The sequence below is a fragment of the Bradyrhizobium sp. CCBAU 11434 genome (assembly GCF_028128895.1).
Lineage (GTDB): Bacteria > Pseudomonadota > Alphaproteobacteria > Rhizobiales > Xanthobacteraceae > Bradyrhizobium > Bradyrhizobium zhengyangense.
In genome coordinates, this window is sequence record NZ_LBJX01000098.1 from 130407 (window position 1) to 147510 (window position 17104).

At 64.5% G+C, this 17104-nt stretch carries 18 protein-coding genes; 5 read left to right on the forward strand and 13 right to left on the reverse strand.

Annotated features, from left to right (window positions below; genetic code table 11):
• Nucleotides 1–62: 62 nt before the first annotated feature.
• Genes XI06_RS29960 through XI06_RS29985 form a run of 6 tightly spaced genes read right to left on the reverse strand, consistent with a single transcriptional unit; the run spans nucleotide 63 to nucleotide 6113 of the window.
• Nucleotides 63–1670, reverse strand: coding sequence for a response regulator (locus XI06_RS29960; protein ID WP_237890598.1), 1608 nt, complete (start codon nucleotides 1668–1670; stop codon nucleotides 63–65).
• Complete coding sequence (locus XI06_RS29965; protein ID WP_237890594.1) at nucleotides 1667–3436, reverse strand: ATP-binding protein; 1770 nt, start codon at nucleotides 3434–3436, stop codon at nucleotides 1667–1669. Before XI06_RS29965 ends, XI06_RS29960 begins: the two co-directional genes overlap by 4 nt.
• Nucleotides 3437–3441: 5 nt before the next feature.
• A complete protein-coding gene (locus XI06_RS29970) occupies nucleotides 3442–4434 on the reverse strand; it encodes an ATP-binding SpoIIE family protein phosphatase (RefSeq protein WP_271607102.1) in 993 nt (330 codons plus the stop codon).
• Nucleotides 4434–4838 carry an anti-sigma regulatory factor gene (locus XI06_RS29975; RefSeq protein ID WP_237866126.1) on the reverse strand — a complete coding sequence of 135 codons (405 nt, stop codon included), beginning with the start codon at nucleotides 4836–4838 and terminating at the stop codon, nucleotides 4434–4436. Before XI06_RS29975 ends, XI06_RS29970 begins: the two co-directional genes overlap by 1 nt.
• Nucleotides 4819–5208, reverse strand: coding sequence for an STAS domain-containing protein (locus tag XI06_RS29980; protein ID WP_148775837.1), 390 nt, complete (start codon nucleotides 5206–5208; stop codon nucleotides 4819–4821). The genes XI06_RS29975 and XI06_RS29980 overlap by 20 nt, the downstream gene beginning before the upstream one ends.
• Nucleotides 5209–5210: 2 nt before the next feature.
• Nucleotides 5211–6113 carry an STAS domain-containing protein gene (locus tag XI06_RS29985; protein ID WP_237866127.1) on the reverse strand — a complete coding sequence of 301 codons (903 nt, stop codon included), beginning with the start codon at nucleotides 6111–6113 and terminating at the stop codon, nucleotides 5211–5213.
• Nucleotides 6114–6443: 330 nt separating this feature from the next.
• On the opposite strand from XI06_RS29985, the gene XI06_RS29990 reads away from it, so the two are divergent.
• Nucleotides 6444–6641: a hypothetical protein gene (locus XI06_RS29990; protein WP_237866128.1), complete on the forward strand. Its 198-nt coding sequence runs from the start codon at nucleotides 6444–6446 to the stop codon at nucleotides 6639–6641.
• 45 nt (nucleotides 6642–6686) lie between these two features.
• Here XI06_RS29990 and XI06_RS29995 read toward each other — a convergent pair whose 3' ends face one another.
• The gene (locus tag XI06_RS29995; protein WP_237866129.1) at nucleotides 6687–6932 is read right to left on the reverse strand and encodes a hypothetical protein; all 246 of its coding nucleotides are present in this window, start codon (nucleotides 6930–6932) and stop codon (nucleotides 6687–6689) included.
• 128 nt (nucleotides 6933–7060) lie between these two features.
• Between XI06_RS29995 and XI06_RS30000 the strand changes: the two genes are divergently transcribed.
• A complete protein-coding gene (locus XI06_RS30000) occupies nucleotides 7061–7558 on the forward strand; it encodes a GNAT family N-acetyltransferase (protein WP_237866130.1) in 498 nt (165 codons plus the stop codon).
• Nucleotides 7559–7577: 19 nt separating this feature from the next.
• On the opposite strand, the gene XI06_RS30005 is transcribed toward XI06_RS30000, so the two are convergent.
• The gene (locus XI06_RS30005) at nucleotides 7578–8024 is read right to left on the reverse strand and encodes a response regulator (RefSeq protein ID WP_333909375.1); all 447 of its coding nucleotides are present in this window, start codon (nucleotides 8022–8024) and stop codon (nucleotides 7578–7580) included.
• 100 nt (nucleotides 8025–8124) lie between these two features.
• On the opposite strand from XI06_RS30005, the gene XI06_RS30010 reads away from it, so the two are divergent.
• Nucleotides 8125–8355: a hypothetical protein gene (locus tag XI06_RS30010; RefSeq protein WP_237871289.1), complete on the forward strand. Its 231-nt coding sequence runs from the start codon at nucleotides 8125–8127 to the stop codon at nucleotides 8353–8355.
• Nucleotides 8356–8446: 91 nt separating this feature from the next.
• On the opposite strand, the gene XI06_RS30015 is transcribed toward XI06_RS30010, so the two are convergent.
• Entirely contained in the window at nucleotides 8447–9040 is a 594-nt protein-coding gene (locus tag XI06_RS30015) for a TetR/AcrR family transcriptional regulator (RefSeq protein ID WP_237890589.1), read from the reverse strand.
• Between the two features lie 98 nt (nucleotides 9041–9138).
• Between XI06_RS30015 and XI06_RS30020 the strand changes: the two genes are divergently transcribed.
• Both XI06_RS30020 and XI06_RS30025 read left to right on the forward strand, forming a co-directional pair.
• Nucleotides 9139–9876, forward strand: coding sequence for a 3-oxoacyl-ACP reductase family protein (locus XI06_RS30020; RefSeq protein ID WP_237890588.1), 738 nt, complete (start codon nucleotides 9139–9141; stop codon nucleotides 9874–9876).
• Between the two features lie 89 nt (nucleotides 9877–9965).
• A complete protein-coding gene (locus tag XI06_RS30025) occupies nucleotides 9966–10364 on the forward strand; it encodes a hypothetical protein (RefSeq protein ID WP_237871295.1) in 399 nt (132 codons plus the stop codon).
• A gap of 46 nt (nucleotides 10365–10410) precedes the next feature.
• On the opposite strand, the gene XI06_RS30030 is transcribed toward XI06_RS30025, so the two are convergent.
• The 4 genes from XI06_RS30030 to XI06_RS30045 all read right to left on the reverse strand — a co-directional run bounded on the left by XI06_RS30030 (nucleotide 10411) and on the right by XI06_RS30045 (nucleotide 17077).
• Nucleotides 10411–10656 (reverse strand): hypothetical protein, encoded by a 246-nt coding sequence (locus XI06_RS30030; RefSeq protein WP_237890585.1) that lies wholly within the window; start codon nucleotides 10654–10656, stop codon nucleotides 10411–10413.
• Between the two features lie 25 nt (nucleotides 10657–10681).
• A complete protein-coding gene (locus tag XI06_RS30035) occupies nucleotides 10682–11806 on the reverse strand; it encodes a DUF2336 domain-containing protein (protein WP_237866136.1) in 1125 nt (374 codons plus the stop codon).
• 248 nt (nucleotides 11807–12054) lie between these two features.
• Nucleotides 12055–15687, reverse strand: a complete 3633-nt coding sequence (locus XI06_RS30040) for an AsmA family protein (RefSeq protein WP_271607103.1) — start codon at nucleotides 15685–15687, stop codon at nucleotides 12055–12057.
• Between the two features lie 157 nt (nucleotides 15688–15844).
• A complete protein-coding gene (locus XI06_RS30045) occupies nucleotides 15845–17077 on the reverse strand; it encodes a cytochrome P450 (RefSeq protein ID WP_271607104.1) in 1233 nt (410 codons plus the stop codon).
• Nucleotides 17078–17104: the final 27 nt, after the last annotated feature.

Below are 17104 nucleotides of genomic sequence, written 5' to 3' on the forward strand. Positions count from 1 at the left end.
CTGGCACAATGGCACCATCGAAGGATTACGACGGGCTTGGGGGACAGACGCTCCCGATCGGTTCACTGATGCGAGCTGTCTGAATCCAGTGCCGTCCGAACCGCCGAGGCAAGCTCGGCGGGCCGGAACGGCTTGCGCAGAAACGGCGCGTTCCCCATTGCAGCTTCCAGCGCTGCGGAATCGGCGTAGCCGCTCACGAACAAGACCGGGAGCGAGGGTTGCACGGCTCGCGCCGCCTTGACGACCTCGGCGCCGTTGGTGCCGGGCATTGAGAAATCGATGATCATCAATTGCGGGTTCACGGTTTTCTGCATCGCGAGCGCCGCATTGCCGTGGTCGGCCTCGTGCACGACGTATCCGATTTCGGCCAGAAAGCTGGTCATCAGGCCGCGGACGTCATGATCATCGTCCACGACCAGAATGCGCTCGGCACGTCCGCTTTCGGCGGCAGCCTGCGCTTCGGCGGCCGTCTCGGTGCCGGCGATTGACCGGCGTAGCGACAGTTGCACCAAGGTGCCTTTGCCGACCTCGCTCTTGATGTCGACGTCTCCGCCCATCTGCCGCACCAGGCCATAGACCTGCGAGAGGCCAAGACCCGTCCCCTTGCCGGGAGGCTTGGTGGTGAAGAACGGATCGAAGGCGCGGGCTATGACATCGGGCGGCATGCCTTTCCCGGTGTCCGCCACTGACAGCATGACCCGGCGATTGTCCGGATCGTCGCAGGCGGTCGTGATCGTCAATGTTCCGCCATCTGGCATCGCGTCTCGGGCATTAATCGCCAGATTGAGCAGGCTGACCTCGAGCTGGTTGTAATCGGCGACCACGAAAGGCGCACGCGCATCAAGCTCGGTCTTGATCGAAATGCTGGCGCCGAGCGAGGTGTTGAGTAGCTCGGATGCGTTCATGATCAGGCGATTGAGGTCGACGGATTCGGTCGCAAGCTTCTGCGTCCGTGAAAACGCCAGCAATTGCGCCGTGAGCTTCGAACCGCGCTCGGCCGCCTTGAAGGCGTTCTCCGCAAGCCGCGTAATGCGCGGCTCGGTCGCGCGAGCACGGATCAGGTCGAGATTGCCGACCACCGCGGTCAGGAGATTGTTGAAATCGTGTGCGAGACCGCCGGTCAACTGTCCGACGGCTTCCATCTTCTGGGCCTGCAACAACTCGGATTCTGCCTTGCGGCGCTGCACGATTTCCCGATGTAATTGCGCGTTGGCCTTTTCAAGCTCTTCGGTGCGCTCTCGAACCTGTTTGTCCAGCGTGGCGTTCAGCGTTCGCAAGGCATCCTCGGAGCGGCGCACGCGCAGCAGCGCATTGATCGCAGCGGCAAGCTCGACCGGTTCGGCAGGCTGCACGAGGTAGGAATCGGCGCCCGCGTTCAGTCCGCTCACTCGATCCTCTGTCGCAGTGAAGGTCGCCGATGTCTGCAACACCATCACCTGGGGCCATTTCTGCTTGATGAAGGCGCAGACCTCGAAGCCGCTGATGTCGGGCAATTGAACGTCAAGCAGCACGACAGGCGGCTTGTGCTGCTCGATCAGGCGGAGCGCTTCCGCGCCGGTCTGGGCCTCGATCACGGCAAATCCGGCAGCGTTCAGGTCGCGTGTCTTCACATAGCGCTGAGATTCGAGATCGTCGACGTTCAGCACGACGACCTTTTCGCTGGCGCTCATGTGGCCCCCTGAACCGCGTCACGCAGGAAGGAGGACACGCTCTCCCGGGAGATCGCATTCTTGGAGATCAGGCGCACATGTTCGGGGAGACGCGATCGGAGCGATCCATCGATCGTCATCGAGGTCGAGATGACGACAGGGATGTCGTTGGTGCGGTCGTCCGCGGCGAGCTGTTGGAGCACGGTGAAGCCGTCGATCGCGGGCATTTGCAGGTCGAGCACGATGACATCGGGCTTTCTTTCCCGCGCGAGCCGCAGTCCTTCCTCGCCGCCGTCGGCCTCCATGAACTCGTAACGCGTCTCGTTGCCGACGATCTGCCGCATGACGTAACGGAACGTCTCGTCGTCGTCGATCAGCAGCACACTCCTGCTGCCGTCGCCGGCAGGAATCGGCATCTCGCGGTCCGGATCGCCGAGCGAGGCCGGAATCTTCAGCGAGAACACCGAACCCTGCCCCGGTTCGCTCTCGACCGTGAGGTCGCCGCCCAGCAGGCGCGCCAGAGATCGCGACAACGGAAGGCCAAGCCCCGTGCCCTTCACCTTTCTTTGCAGCTTCGTGTCGACCTGCGAGAACTCCTCGAAGATGCGTTCATGGTGCTCCGACGCAATCCCGATGCCGGTGTCGCGAACGGAGAACACCACGCTGGCGCCGTTGTCACTGGTGCGCGAGGTCACCCGCACCTCGCCTTCTTCGGTAAATTTCAGCGCGTTCGAGATCAAATTACGCAGGATCTGCGCGACCTTTGCCTCGTCGGTGTAGAGCGGCGGCAGGTCTTTCGGCGATTCGAACAGAAGTTCGACCGCCGTGCTGGTCAACAGCGGCTTCAGCGCTCCGCGCAAGGCGCCGAACAGGCTGGTGACCGCGAACCGCACGGGCTTGATCTCCGCCTTGCCGGCCTCGACCTTGGCCAGGTCCAGCATGTCGTTGACAAGTTCGAGCAGGCTTTCGGCGGATCGCCTGATGTAGCCGACCTGTCGCTCCTGCTCCGGCGTCAAATCGCCGTCGATGCGGTCAAGCAGCAGGCGCGACAGCGCCAGCACGGAATTCAATGGCGTCCTGAACTCGTGGCTCATGTTCGAGAGGAAGCGCGTCTTGAGCTCGCTCGCCTGGCGCAACTGCTCGGCGCGCCCGTCGAGCTCGGCATAGAGCGCCACCACGCCGCGATTGGTGTCGCCGAGCTCCTGGTTGAGCTGCTGGCTTTCCTCTTCGCGGCGCCGCAGCTCCTCCAGATTCTGCATCAGCTCGCGGTTCTGCTCCCGCAGCGCCGCAAGCGGATCTGACGACGTCTCCTTCTTCAGGCTGGACACGATGTCGGTGAGCTTGGCGCGCGGCCATGGCGCGACGCGGAGCGGCAGCTTCTGCCCAACTTCGACAGTTGTCCCTTTGCCGGGCACGGAATCGATGCTGAACGTGTCCATCAGACGGCGCGCGCCGATCAGGCCGAGCCCCATCCCGCTCGGCGAACGATATTGCCCGTCGAGGATGAGCTGGAGATTGTCGATGCCCGGTCCGCTGTCGCAGATGCGAACGACGAAGCGTTGAGGGATCGTCGCCGCATCGAGCACGAATTCGGCGCGGCCGCCGCCGGCATAGCCATAGGCATTGCGTGCGAGCTCGGAGACCGCAGTCGCGATCCGGGTCTGGTCCTGTCTTTCGAACCCCAAGAGATCGGCGACGCGATGGGCACGCTGCCGAACTGTGACGACATCGCTCTCGTTCTCGATCGGGACTGTGACGATGGGCCAGTGTTTCGAGGTTGCTGCCATAACCTTCACCATTTGGCCACGAGCACGGTCGCGTCGTCGCGATGGCGACTGAAATCGCGATAGAGGATCGCGGCGATCAGCGAGGGATGAAGCGCGGCCAGATTGGGGTAACGGTCGACCGTCCAGCTTGAGGCCAGACCGTCCGAATGCAGAATGATCAGGCCTTGCGTGAACGGGTAATCGAAGGCGCGGATTTTTCGCGTGTTGAAACCCGCCGTCCCCGCCATCGACACCATCCGTTTGGTCTCGCCCGCGGCGATGATGACGCCAGCGACATTGCCGATCCCGGCAAAGTTGACGTTCCCGGTTGCGGGGTCGAAGCGGGCGATGGACACGGCCGCGCCGCGTGTCGCGCGCAGGCCGCCATGGACGTAGTCAAGCAGGTTGGCGACGGTATGACCATTATAGCGATGGAAAATTCGCACCGCCTCGACGGCAGCTTCGGCCGCCTCCGGCCCGTGCCCGAGGCCGTCTGCCACGAAGAGCGTGCGGACATCTCCCGTGTTGGAGAGGCTCCAGGCATCGCCGCAGACATCTTCGCCCGCCTTGGCAATCGAGACGGCGCCCCAGGTTGGGACAGTCGGCGGCTTGAGGGAAGGCGCAGCGCCATGCGCAACACGCGCCAACACGGCAGTCCCTACCCCCGGCCACGAGCCGATATCGACGAAGTGCGATTGCCGTACCACGGCGCCCAGGCCGCGCCCGGCGGTGCCTGCGCTGGAGTAGCCGTCTTCGAGGCATGCGGCGACGTTGCTCATGCCGGCACCCTTGTCTAGGGCAAGAACTTCAATGCCCTGGCTTTCATTGTCCTCATAGGCTCCGACGAGAATTTCCCCGCCCGAGCCGTGCTTGACGAGGTTGGTTGAAAGTTCGGTCGCGATCAGGGCGAGCTTGCCCTTATCAGTCTCGTTGAAGCCGACGCGTTGGGCGAGATCAGTTGCTGCCCGCCTTGCCTCCGCGACGCCGCTTGGATCGTTGACGCCGACGGATTTCATCATCACTTCCAACGTGCGATTGTGACTTTAGTGCCTAAGCCCGGCTCCGAGACGATCGAAAATTCGTTGCAAAGTCGCTTGGCGCCCCCTAAGCCGAGGCCCATGCCCTTGCCGGAGGTGAAACCGTCCTTGAGGGCCTGCTCGATGTCGGCAATGCCGGGGCCTTTGTCCTCGAAGGTCAACCGGACGCCGCGGCGGCCGCCTTGCTCCACGATCTCCGCGGTCACGTCGCCACCCCCGCCATAGTCGAGCGTATTGCGCGCAAGCTCACTGGCCGCCGTGACGACCTTGGTCTGGTCGACCAGACCGAGGCCGACCTCGAGCGCGAACGTCCGGGTCAGCTGCCGCACCCGAACCACGTCGTCCGAGATCCTGATCCCGAGACGTTCAGTCTTCGTCGTCGGCATCGTCAGCCTCCGAACCGGCGAGGCGATCATGGATCATGGCCATGCCGCGCTCGACGTTCAGCGCGGTTTTCACTCCGGTCAGCGACAGGCCAAGCTCGACCAGCGTGATCGCGACGGCCGGCCGCATGCCGACGACGACCGTGTCAGCGTCGAGAATACGCGAGACCGCTGCGATGTTGTCGAGCATCCGGCCGATGAAACTGTCGACGACCTCGAGCGCCGAAATGTCGATCAAGACGCCGCGCGCATTGTTCGAGACGATTCTGCTGGTCAGATCTTCTTCCAACGCGGTCGCCAGTCGGTCGTGCATGTCGACCTGGATGGTGACAAGCAGCGCATTGCCGAACTTGAGGATGGGAATGCGATCCATCGTCAGGCGCCCTGCCTGCCGCTCTTCTCCGGAAGCGCGAAGCCCTCGATCCTCCTGGCCTTGACAACGGCTCGCCCGGTTTGCCGCAATGCAACTGCGAAGGCGTCAGCCAGAGACGCTTTCGAGATCACGTTCAGCTCGACGCCGAGATGCACCATGGTCTGGGCGATCTGCGGCCTGATGCCGCTGATCAGGCAATCGGCGCCCATCAGGCGCGCCGCCGCGACGGTCTTCAGGAGATGCTGGGCCGTGAGCGTGTCGACCGTCGGCACGCCGGTAATATCGATGATGGCGATCTCGGCCTCGGAGTCCACGATCGTCTGCAGAAGGTTTTCCATCACCACTTGGGTGCGCTGGCTGTCGAGCGTGCCGATCAGCGGCAGGGCCAGAATGCCCTCCCACAGCTTGACGACGGGAGTCGACAGCTCGGCGATCTCACGCTGCTGGCGGACAATGATCTCTTCGCGACTCTTCTGGAAGATTTCCAGCGTGAACAGACCGAGCTCGTCGAGCAGAACGGTCAACGACCACACCGTCGACGCGATCTGCTCCCCGGACAAGGTCTTGTCGCGGTTCAGCGCATTGAACAGCGGCTGCTTGAGCGAAAAGACGAATGTGGCCGTCTCGCTCGGAGAAAAGCCCTGCAATGCGCGGCTTCGCGACAGTTCGGTCAGCATGGCTTTCGCGGGCTCGTAAGGCGCCGCTGACGTGTCTGTTCCGGATTGCGTCAGCGCGTCGCGCAGCAGATGGAGGAAGTTTCTGGACTGGGACTGCAGTTCGCCTTCCGAAATGCGTCCGGTGTGCAGCGTGCCGGCGTTCTTTTGCAATTCGACCCATTCGGGGAGAATGTTTTGCTCGTTTCGGGTTACGAGCGATGCGACGTCACTGCCCACTTGCCCAGCCATTCCTGTTCTCCTTGATCACGCACAACCGCAGCCACTCGTTGAGCGTAGGCGGCACTTCGGTGGCAAATGCCCGCCTGCGTACTGCTGAATTTGTCGGTAAGTCGTTGCCCCCGGCAACACGATCGCCCAGCGTGACGCGCTGAGACCCCCAATATGCCGGGGCCCAACGCAGCAGGGAACAACTGGTTCCATCAGCGGTGGAACGATAGTTGTGGGAAGCCCCCGACTGTGTACGATTTCGAACACTGCGATCCGGAGGGGTGCCCCACAGAGGAACTTGTTCCTCGATCCGGGATTGAGGTTCCGGCCTTTTCGCCAAGGAGTGTCGTCATGGAGCGCCGTCGGAGCAAACAGGTCGCGAACCTGGAGACACGCCTGGCCACCGAGGCCAAGCGGCTTCGCGAGGAAGCCAAGGCGCTCGAGCCCGGAGCGATCCGTGACGAAATGCTCCGGAAAGCCCGCCAGTGCGAGACCGGCTCGCACATGAGCGACTGGCTGAGATCGCCCGGATTGCGAGCGCCGGAATAACGCCGCGTTCGTCCCATCTTGGCTGCGACACGCCGATGACAAGGCCTAGTGACGGCGATCGTTTTCCGCCCGGTTCGCAGCGGAGAGCTTGTCCCGGACGTATCCCGTCAGGTCGCCAACTTCGTTCGCCATGTCCCGTTCGGAAATACCCTGGCCCCGGGCTCCCTCAATGAGGCGACTGACCAGGTCGTTCACGCTCTGGGAGGCACCGGGGGTACCGTACTGCTCTGCCGCGTGAACGCTGGTCTCGATCCAGAAATCGATGTACTCGCGGACTTTGCTCGTCATCATCCCTTACCTGCTGCGCGGACCAATAGACTGCGGGGCACTTTGCCGCAATCGGCATTCTGGAGACGCCAGCGATATCGACCACTGACGCAGGGCGACGAACACGGCCATCTGCCCCCATGGATCAAATCATGGATCATTTCAGCACCGCGAGATTGACGGCCCAGCGCCTGCGCGAGGACCACCTCGCCGACCTCGTCGCACTCCATCTCGATCCGGACGTTTCCCGCTATCTCGGTGGCGTGCGTTCCGCCGAGGTCACGAAGACCTATCTCGCGACCAATATGGCGCATTGGGACCAGCACGGCTTTGGGCTCTGGGTGCTGCGTACGAAAGACGGCGCATTCGCCGGGCGGGCCGGCATCAGGCATATCCTCGTGGACGGCGTGGACGAGGTCGAGATTGCCTACACGTTCAAACGCGACCTCTGGGGCCAGGGGCTCGCCAGCGAGATTGCGACCGCGCTGACCGAGATCGGGCTATCACAGCTAAAGCTGCCGTCCCTCATTGGTCTCGTCGCTGTTGAGCACTGCGCCTCGCGGCGCGTGCTGGAGAAGGCGAACTATGCGCTAGAGAAACACACCTCGCATCACGGCGAAGACGTCGTGATCTATCGCATCAGGCGATGATGCATGACATGCCGGCAGCTCACAGCCTCATCAGCGCCGCAACCAGCCGTTCGGGATGAAACGGCTTTTCCAGCAGCACGCTGTCGGGCACGCCCTGCGACGTCCACAATGCAGCACCGGCGCTGCCCGTGATGTACACGACCGGAAGGGCCGGATCCTTTTCCCGCATCCTCCGGGCGAGATCCCAGCCATTGAGCTTGCCGCCCAGATTGACATCGGTCACCAGCGCCCTGTGACGCTTGCCGCGCGCGACGAACACCGTCATCGCCTCTTCACCGGACGAAAGGATGTCGGAGGCAAAGCCGGCATCCGCCAGAACGCTCTCGAGCACGCCCTGAAGCGGATATTCATCCTCCACAATCAGGATCGAAGGCGGTTCCGACATGCTTGCCTTTGGCTCGACACGAATGTTCCAGACCGTGCGGAGTTCACCACGTGTTTTTGGCTTTCTCACGATGAACCGCATGAAACCTGAACAGCGGTTCAAGAAAGTTTCTTGTCAGTTCCTGCAACAGGTGACGGCGGCATCCGTTGACGAACCGACGAGGCAGAAGGAGGAGGAACAGATGAGGAAGCTGACTTACGCCCTTGCGGCAGTTGCGACACTTGCAATCGGTGCCCCCACCATCGCCAACGCGGCTGGCTTCGGCGTCTATGTCGGCGGCGACCGCGATGATTACGGCCCGCGTGCACGCATCTACGAGCATGACCGCGGCTGGCATCATGGCTGGTACCACCACGACCGCAACTACGACCGCGGCGTCGTGATCCGCCGTCATCACTGGGACGACGATTAGGTCGTGCCAGCATCGTGAAACAAGAAGGCCTCGCTTCGGCGAGGCCTTTTTGCTTGGACGGGGCTCGCAGCTCGTCGAACCTCTACCCCGCCTAAGGACGATCCGGCCACGCCGCCATCGCCGCCCTCGCCGCACCTTTGAGCTCGTCGGTCGTCGCGCCGTCCTTGGCCTGGATGGCCATTCCTTCATAGACGCTGAGATAGAACCGGCTCAGAGCATCGGCGTCCGTTGCGGCAGGCAGTTCACCGCCGGTCATCGCAGCCTCTATCCGCGCACGCAGATTGCCGAGCATCTCCAGGCGAATCTTCCTGATCGCGCGGGCAATCGGCGCTGGCCACTCATCGCTGACGGCGCCCAGCACGGCCATGCAGCCCGCCGGCGCGGAGCGCGATTTCGGCAGGATCGCGGCCGCCGCGAACAGGAAGTTCTCGATGCCTTCACGCGCGGGGGCGCCTTCCGCGAGCCTGCCCCAGACCGGCGGCGCCTGGGTCTCGACGTAATGTTCGATCGCCGCGAGGTAGAGCGCCTCCTTGCTCTCGAACGCGGCATAGAGGCTCGGCGAGCGCACGCCCATGGCCTCGCACAGATCGTTCATCGAGGTTGCCCCATAGCCCTTGCGCCAGAACAGCAGCATGGCCGCCTCCAGCGCCGCCTCGCGATCAAATTCCCGTGGCCGTCCCGCCATGACGTCTCTTTCTGTAATGATCAACACATAATTGACTTGACCGGGCTGATCAAGATCCCAGATATTCTGTGTCGATCGTTACAGAATAGGAGAACACGATGACGCTAACGGGAAAACGGGCCTTGGTGACGGGCGCAAGCAGGGGTATCGGCGCGGCCATCGCGAAGGCGCTTGCCGCCGAAGGAGCGGACGTCGCCATCACTTACGAAAAATCCGCCGACAGCGCCGCTGGGGTCGTCGATGCGATCAAGGCGAGCGGGCGGAAGGCCGTAGCGATCCAGGCCGACAGCGCCGATGTCGCCGCCGTCCAGGCTTCCGTCGACAAGACCGTCGCCGCCTTGGGTGGGCTCGATATCCTCGTCAACAATGCCGGCATTTTGCGCCTGGGCGGCCTCAACGACATGTCGCTCGCCGACATCGACGCGCTCTTGAACGTCAACGTCCGTTCGCCGATCGTGGCAAGCAAGGCCGCGCTGCGCCATCTCGGCAAGGGCGGGCGCATCATCACCATCGGCAGCTATTTTGCGGATCGCGTGCCGGCGCCGGTGCTCGGTCTATACTCGGCCTCGAAGTCGGCGCTATCAGCGTTCACGAAGGGACTGGCGCGCGAGCTCGGTCCCAAGGACATCACGGTCAATCTGGTGCAGCCGGGCTCGATCGACACCGACATGAACCCGGCCCACGGCCCGACCGCGGAAACGCTGAAGCAGTTCATGGCGGTCGGCCGCTACGGCGCGCCTGACGACATCGCCAATGCGGTCGCGTTCCTGGCGAGCGCGAAGGCAAAATACATCACCGGCTCGACGCTCACCGTCGATGGTGGCGCCAACGCCTAAGCGACAAGGACATGACGGCCGGGCCAGCGATTCGGCCCGGCCGAATTTTTTATGCGCGCGAGGGCCGCGAAAAAACCACTGGGATTTGAATGGCTTTCCGGCAATCGACTGTCTATGGTCTGACCATGTCGCGCATCTCATGTCTGTTTATTGCTGCCATCCTGTCGCTGCTGCCGGCCGTTGCGCCGACCGAGGCCGTCGCAAAGAAGCCCAAGCAAAGCTGGCATGGCTATGGCTTCCTGCCGGGCTATCGCCAGCCGCTCAGCAACAGCCAGCCGATCTTCATGCAGAAGAACGGCTTTCGTCGTTATGCGCGCGAAAACCAGCGCCCCTGGTACATCGATCCGGTGCCGGCCTATTACCGCTACTTCGACGGCGAATGGCATTATTTCGGCCGGCCCGGCTTTGGCGGCTCTCGCTACAATGGCGGCAGCTTCGGACCGTGCTGGACGCGGACGCCGATCGGCGCGATCTGGAATTGCGGCTAAGCAGGCTCTCGTCGAGCGCCCGCAAGCAAGACTGAGCTTTGCTTGCTTACCTGAAATATCCGACCACGAGATCGGTGTCCGCACTGGCGGCGACCGTGCCGTTCAGCTCGGCGTCGATCACGCGGCGGCAGGCTTCGATCGCGGCGTGGTCGCCGAGGTCGTTGGCGGCTTCCAGCACGAGCCATGCGGCGTCGACTGTGGCCTTCTCCGGAGCCGCCCCGCCCGTCTCGGCGGAAAGCGGCTTGGCGAGGCTCTTGTTCTTGCGAACTGCGGTGCCGAATTGAGGCAACATTGCAAATACTCCCTCGATATCCCGCTCAGTGAACCTGGAGCTCAGGCTGACGACCCGTGGCGGGATCGGCGCCGGCGCTGTTCTTGCGCGACTGGTAGAATTTCAGAATGCTGCGCGAGGTCTCGATCTTCAGCCGGCTGAAATCGCGCTCGTTGTCGTGAAGCTCGCGCGCCGTGATCAGATGATCCTTGGCGCCGAGGAACAACAGCGACATCGTCGTGTCCCAGGAGAAGTCGAGCGCCTTGCACAGCACAAGGATCATCTCGCGGTTACGATCCATCAGCGCGCGCTCGATCACGTCGACCGGGAGCGAGGACAACAATGACAGGCCGATCTGGACCTCGTCGAAGCGATGCTGGCGCGCATAGTTCGAGATCGAGACCTGGTTGAGGTTGCCCTGCCGGTACTGCGTCGTCACCACGCGTTTGGCGACGAAGTAGCTGCGCGAGGACGGGCCGAACTTTGACTGCAGATCGCCGGTGACCTCGGTCACCGAGCTCTGGATCTGCGACATCATCTCCGGGCGCTCGGTCCCGAGCCGGCGGCGGACGTCCTCCGATGCCTTGGAGATGAGCTGCTGGAAGATGTGGCGCGGCACGTCCTTGCGCAGGCCAAGTTGTTCAGCAAGAATCGAATCGCCCTCGGCGCGGCGGACCATGTGCAGCAGGCCCGAGCCGGAGAAGCGCGCACCCTCGTTCCTGGCGACCGAGGTGACAACCTCCTGGTTACCACGCTTGACGAGAACGTCGGTCACGGCCTCGCCGATCGCCTCGCGCTGGGAGATCGCGAGCAGATGCGCCTGGCCCTTGGTCATGGCGCTTTCGACCAGCACCTTCTCGCCGATCCGGTTGGAGTCGCGCAGCACGGGGCCGGCGACTGCGATCTCGTCGTCGAGCGCGAGCTTCTCGATGACGTTGAGCGGCGCGTGATCGCAGCCTGCCATCAATTCGGAGAGCTGCGTTCGCGCGGCGACCTCGATTTCGTCCGCAAGCCGGCCGATGACCTCGCCGAACATGCTGATCTCGTCGTCGACGTAGCGACCTGTGATCAGAAGATCAGTCGCATGCCACAACGCCTTTGCCCGGCTCTCGTCTGTGCCGCGCGCGATTGCGTCGTCCAGATCCTGTAGAAGCGTCTTCGCCCCATCCATGTCGATAACCCCAATTCTTGGTCCAGTTCCTGGCGAGCCATCCTGCCGATGCGGGCAGGACGCCGGATTCCTCTGGGAGCCACACTAGGGAACAAACGCGAGAATCCAGTAAAACCGTCACATCAGTTTTGCAGACAAAAATTCGTTCAAATGCGAGCGAATGTGGTTACCGGGGCGTAAGGCTGCTCACCTCCCCCGTAGGGAGAGGTGAGGACCGAGAGAGAGCCCCAGCGGATTGCTGCTCCACGTTACGGATTCTGTGGCGTCAGGATCAGCGGCGGCTTCGGCCGGGGCTTTGCGGGCGGCGGGCCCGGGGCGGGCCGCACGTCGATCGGCGGCGGCAAGGGGGCGACCTGCTGGCTCGCCAACGGCGGGCTTGGCGCGGCGGGCGCGGCAAGCGGAGGCTTCGGCGTCGGTGCGACCTTGGGCTCGACCTTCGCCTTCGGCGGCGCGCGGCGCGGATCGCGGCCGGGCATCGGCACGTCGGTCAGCGACGGCTCGGGTACGGGCTCGGGCGAGACCAGCGTCGGCAGCGCGGCGGTCGCCGGCGGCGGCTCACCGCGCTCGATGGCGTCGAGCCGGCGCGTCTCGCGGTCGATCGTGCGCACCGCAAGCCACGACGACAGCGGCGTGAGATCGACGGTGCGGCTGAGCTTGTCGGGGGGACCTGCCGCAAACAGCTGGATCTCCGGCGGCGCGCCTGAGAGGCCGGTCATGATCGGCGTCAGGCTGGCGCGGATATCGGCCTGGTCGGCGGGGATGTCGTAACCGCCGGAGACAATGGCATGGGCGTTCTTCGCTTCCAGCGGCGTTGCGCCGACGCGCAGGCGACCGTCGCGGATCGTGAACGGGATCTGCGCCGAGGCGACCGCGATAGGGGCCGCAGACAATGCGGGCTCGACCAGCTGACGCAGCCTGGCGTCGTCGGAGACCTGGCCGCCGTCGCTGGCGCGGATGGCAATCTCGAAGGCGCGCGGATTGAGGCCGCTGATCTCGGCCGCATCGAGCGTCACCGTGCCGTTGCCGGCGAGCGCGCCTGTCAGCGCCGAGACGCTGCGGCCCTGGCTCGTCAGCGTCATCTGGGCCGAGGCGCGGCCCTTGGGCAGCGCAAGATCGCGGTAACGCAGCGAGGCCGCATCGACATTGGTGAGATCGAGATGCGCGTTCAGCGCCAGACCGTTGGGGCCGTTGCGCGCGTCGAGGCTTGCGGTCATCTCGCCGCCGCCAAGGCCGCCCTTGAGCGTATCGAAGGCGAGCGACTGACCGTCGCTCCTGAGCGTGCCGCTGAACGGACGGATCTCGATTCCACCGGGCAGGTTGCCGCGCAACGCCTGGAATGCGATGCGGCCGCGCCAGCCGCTGACAAGGCCCGCACTCAACGGCTCGCCGCTGCCGCGCCCGGCAGCGCCCACGGCAAGCGCGAGCGCCGGCATCAGGTCGAGCGTATCGAGCCCGACTTCGCCGTCGACGCTTTTCTCCTGGTCGAACGTCACGGCGAGATGGCCGCGCAGGCGCGAACCGGATGCGGTGCCGTCGAGATCGTCGAAGGTCAGGCGATTGCCTGACAGCGTGAGGCGGGAGGACAGGCTTACGGTCTGAGCCGATTTGTCGGCCGGAGCGGTCCCAAACAGCGGCGCCAGATTGGCGTTGCGTACACGCAGATTCACGTTTGCTTTCGGTTCTGCCGCCGACAAGTCGACGCTGCCTTGCGCATCCGCGTCCAGGCCGCCGCCACCGAGCTTTGCGTTCAGCTGCATCGGCTTGCGCCAGGCGCCGCTGAGCCTGCCCTCGATCTGCGAGGCGCCCTCGCCTGCGGCGACCATGCGATCGAGGCCGAGCAGCGCCGTCAGGGCGGTCGCCTGCGGCGTCGAGACTTTCGTCTCCAGCGTGAAGTCGCTACTGCGCAATTTGTCGATGTCGATGCCGTTGACATCAGCGACCTGGGGCTGCGCGGCGAACGTCGCGGTGGCCTTGAGCTGCGGTGCATCGAGGTCGAGCGCGACGCGCGCATCGCTGCGGTCGGCATGTTCGGCGTTCTTGTCGAGGCTGAGATTGAGCGTCAGGCGCGTCGCGCCCGGCAAGGCCGGGATGGCATCGAAGCGCGCGCGGACCGCAGGCGCGATCGGCTCCAGCAGCGCCGTGAGATCGCGCAGCGAATTGGCCGAGGATTTCAGTGCGAGCTTGCCGGTGGCCCTGGTGCGGTCAAAACTGCCCGATGCCTCCGTGGTCACGCCGCTGGCCTGGCCGAACCGCAATTGCTCAAGCGACAGCGCCGTCGGGCCGTAGCCCAGCCTGGCCGCGAACGGCCGCAACTCCTGCCCCGACGAGATCGCGCGGCCGATCTCGAGCGAGAGTTTCGCCTCCTCCGGCCATTCGCCTTGCGGACCTGCGAGCGCGCGGACAAAGCTCGCGGCGGCATCGAGATCGAGACGATCCGCCTTCAGCTCCGCATCGATCCGCGAGCCCTTGTTGGCGCCCGTTTGCACGAAGGCGATCCGTCCCTCGACGGTGCCACCTTCGATATCGGCCTTCAGCCCGTCGATGGCCAGATGGTTGGCGGCGATCGTCAAATTGCCGTTGAGGCGGAGCGGCCGCGTGCTGCGCCTGATAATTTCGCTGCGGCCCTGGAGCCAGGCCATGAGCGTATCGGGATCGGAGGATTCGACGCCGAGGCGGCCGCTAAAACTGTCGGCGCCGGGCGCGGCGCCGTTGAGCGAAACCTGCGTCATGCCAGGTGCGCGCAGGTCGAGCCGCTGAAAGGTCCAGGACCGGCCATCGGTCTGAAGCTCGGTCGTGATGTTCTGGAGCGGACGGCCGCCCAGCATGATCTGGTCGGAGTTGAACTCGATCTGCGCCGGGATCGGCGCCTGCGGGATCGCGGCAAGGCCGGCGCGCAGGGCCGGAAGGATGCGCAGCGGCTCGGCATCGGCGCGACCGGCGAGCTTGTCGGCATCGACCTGCCGCGCCGACAGCACCGCACGCAACAGCGGCGAGGCGCCGAACCTGAGGTCGCCGACGCCGCCGACCTTCAGCGGGCTGTCTTCGGGGCCGAAGCTCGCGTCGATCTGGTCGAACTTGGCACCGGCCGGATCGGCCTTGACTTTTGCGGCGAGCTTCCAGGGCGTCGGCCCCGCCTCGCCTGCCTTCTTCGGTGGCGGCACGGCCAGCGTCAGCGCGCCATCGAATTTCGGCAGGCGGTTGTCGAAGGCAAGCACGCCTTCGAGATCGGCCAGAATGGCGCGCTCGCCGGGATCGATATTGAGGTGCACGCGGGTGGCGCTGCCGTCGGGGCTGGGACCGGAGGAGACGCGGAACCGATAGCGCACGCCATTGGCGTTGAAATTGCCGTCGCCCCGCACCGAGCCTGCGAGCGAGCGGACGTCGCCGGAGAAGACGATGTCGTTGAGCTCGAGCGTCGAGCGGCTGGCGGCATCGTGGAGGGCGATGCGGCCGGTGAGGTTGAGCCGCTCGATGGCGAGTGAGGCGAGATTGAAGGTGCCGGTCGCGGTGGAGGGCAGATCGACCTTGCCCTTGGCGTCGAGGCCGAGGTCCACCGCCATGCCACCGACCGAGAGCTCGGTGGCGCGCCATTCGCCGCGCATCAGCGAGCTCAGACTGAACTCGACGTCGAGCTTGTCGGCGCGCAGGCGTCCGAGATCGTTGTTGCCGCCGAAGGTGACCGAACGCAGCCGCAATTTCGGCGCCGGCAACAGCCGCGCATCGAGCTCGCCGGCCACGCGCACCGGGACGCCGATGATTCGGGTCGCCTCTGCCTCGAACTGGGGCCGGAACTGGTTCCAGTCGACGAAATATGGCCCGATCAGCGCGGCCAGCAGCGCTACGATGAAGGCAATCGCCAATCCGAGCAGCGTCGTCTGCACGGGTCTCCCCTCGGCCAAGCCGGCACCCGGGTCAAACCCAAGCTGACAAACCAAGCTTCAGGCGCGCCGGAACAGCCCCTTATATAGGGGGAAGTGTGGCGAAGTCACAGCGACTGTTGCGCGCGGCGGTTAATGCCCCAAGCCTTACTAACAGGCCTCACCAGCTCGCCGGAAGCTGCTTCAGGCCCCGCAGCACGAAGGTCGGACGCCATTCCGGGTTCTCGACGTCGTCGATGCGCAAATCCGGCAGGCGCCGCAGCAGCGTGGCGATGGCGATCTCGGCCTCGATGCGCGCCAATTGGGCCCCCAGGCAGAAATGGATGCCGCCGCCGAACGACAGCGGCCGGACGTTCGGCCTGGTGATATCGAGCCTCTCGGGGTGATCAGGGTAAACCGCCGGGTCGTGATTGGCCGAGCCGAGCAGGCAGAGCACGGTCTCGCCCTTGGGGATTTTCTTGCCGCCGAGATCGTCGATCTCCTCCAGCGCGACGCGGCCGGTCATCTGCACCGAGGAATCGTAACGCAGGAATTCCTCGATCGCGTTGGTGATCAGGTCCGGCCGCGCCTTCAGGAGCGCGAGCTGGTCCGGATTGCGATGCAGCGCGAGCAGGCCGTTGCCGATCAGATTGACCGTCGTCTCGTGGCCGGCACCGAACAGCAGGATGATGTTCGCCGTCAGCTCCTCATTGGTGAGCTTGTTGCCGTCCTCCTCGGCCTGCACCAGCTGGGTGATGAGATCGTCCCCGGGAGTCTTGCGGCGCAGCTCGAACAGCTGCTGGAAATACATCTGCGCCATCGTGGTGGCGGCGTTACCCTTCGCGATCTCCTCCGATGTCATCGGCACCGGGTCGAGCAGCCGCCCGCCGTCGCGCGAGCTCTTGTAGAAGACCTCGCGATGATCCTCAGGGATGCCGAGCATCTCGCAGATGATGGTGACAGGCAGGCGGAAGGCGAAATCCTCGATCAGGTCCATATGACCGCGGTCGATCACGGCATTGATGGTCTGGTCGACGATCTCCTGGATACGCGGCCGCATGTCCTCGACGCGGCGGGCGGTGAAGGCCTTCACGACGAGGCCGCGCAGGCGGGTGTGATCGGGCGGATCGGCCTGCAGCATCCAGTGCGCCATGCTGCGGAACACCGGCTCCTTCATGATGTCGGGGCCATAGCGGCGCGTCGTGCGCTCCACGAAATCCTTGCCGAAACGCTTGTCACGCATCACCAGGCTGACATCGGCATGGCGGCTGGCCACGAACTGGCCGAACGGCGTGACGTGGATCGGGTCGATCGTGCGCAGCCGGTCGTAATGCGGATAGGGATTGCGAATGAAGTCCGGCGCCAGCGGATTGAACAGGGGATCGCTGGCGACGCTCTGCACTTGCTCGTTCATGGTGACCTCACATCGGTTGCCGCATGA

Coding starts and splice junctions, on each gene's coding strand:
- XI06_RS29995 (WP_237866129.1), bottom strand. CDS start 6,932: ATGATGACGAGCAAAGTCCGCGAGTACATCGATTTCTGGATCGAGACC.
- XI06_RS29990 (WP_237866128.1), top strand. CDS start 6,444: ATGGAGCGCCGTCGGAGCAAACAGGTCGCGAACCTGGAGACACGCCTG.
- XI06_RS29960 (WP_237890598.1), bottom strand. CDS start 1,670: ATGAGCGCCAGCGAAAAGGTCGTCGTGCTGAACGTCGACGATCTCGAA.
- XI06_RS30045 (WP_271607104.1), bottom strand. CDS start 17,077: ATGAACGAGCAAGTGCAGAGCGTCGCCAGCGATCCCCTGTTCAATCCG.
- XI06_RS29985 (WP_237866127.1), bottom strand. CDS start 6,113: ATGGCTGGGCAAGTGGGCAGTGACGTCGCATCGCTCGTAACCCGAAAC.
- XI06_RS30010 (WP_237871289.1), top strand. CDS start 8,125: ATGAGGAAGCTGACTTACGCCCTTGCGGCAGTTGCGACACTTGCAATC.
- XI06_RS29975 (WP_237866126.1), bottom strand. CDS start 4,838: ATGCCGACGACGAAGACTGAACGTCTCGGGATCAGGATCTCGGACGAC.
- XI06_RS30025 (WP_237871295.1), top strand. CDS start 9,966: ATGGCTTTCCGGCAATCGACTGTCTATGGTCTGACCATGTCGCGCATC.
- XI06_RS30005 (WP_333909375.1), bottom strand. CDS start 8,024: ATGCGGTTCATCGTGAGAAAGCCAAAAACACGTGGTGAACTCCGCACG.
- XI06_RS30020 (WP_237890588.1), top strand. CDS start 9,139: ATGACGCTAACGGGAAAACGGGCCTTGGTGACGGGCGCAAGCAGGGGT.
- XI06_RS29980 (WP_148775837.1), bottom strand. CDS start 5,208: ATGGATCGCATTCCCATCCTCAAGTTCGGCAATGCGCTGCTTGTCACC.
- XI06_RS29965 (WP_237890594.1), bottom strand. CDS start 3,436: ATGGCAGCAACCTCGAAACACTGGCCCATCGTCACAGTCCCGATCGAG.
- XI06_RS30035 (WP_237866136.1), bottom strand. CDS start 11,806: ATGGATGGGGCGAAGACGCTTCTACAGGATCTGGACGACGCAATCGCG.
- XI06_RS30000 (WP_237866130.1), top strand. CDS start 7,061: ATGGATCATTTCAGCACCGCGAGATTGACGGCCCAGCGCCTGCGCGAG.
- XI06_RS30030 (WP_237890585.1), bottom strand. CDS start 10,656: ATGTTGCCTCAATTCGGCACCGCAGTTCGCAAGAACAAGAGCCTCGCC.
- XI06_RS30015 (WP_237890589.1), bottom strand. CDS start 9,040: ATGGCGGGACGGCCACGGGAATTTGATCGCGAGGCGGCGCTGGAGGCG.
- XI06_RS29970 (WP_271607102.1), bottom strand. CDS start 4,434: ATGATGAAATCCGTCGGCGTCAACGATCCAAGCGGCGTCGCGGAGGCA.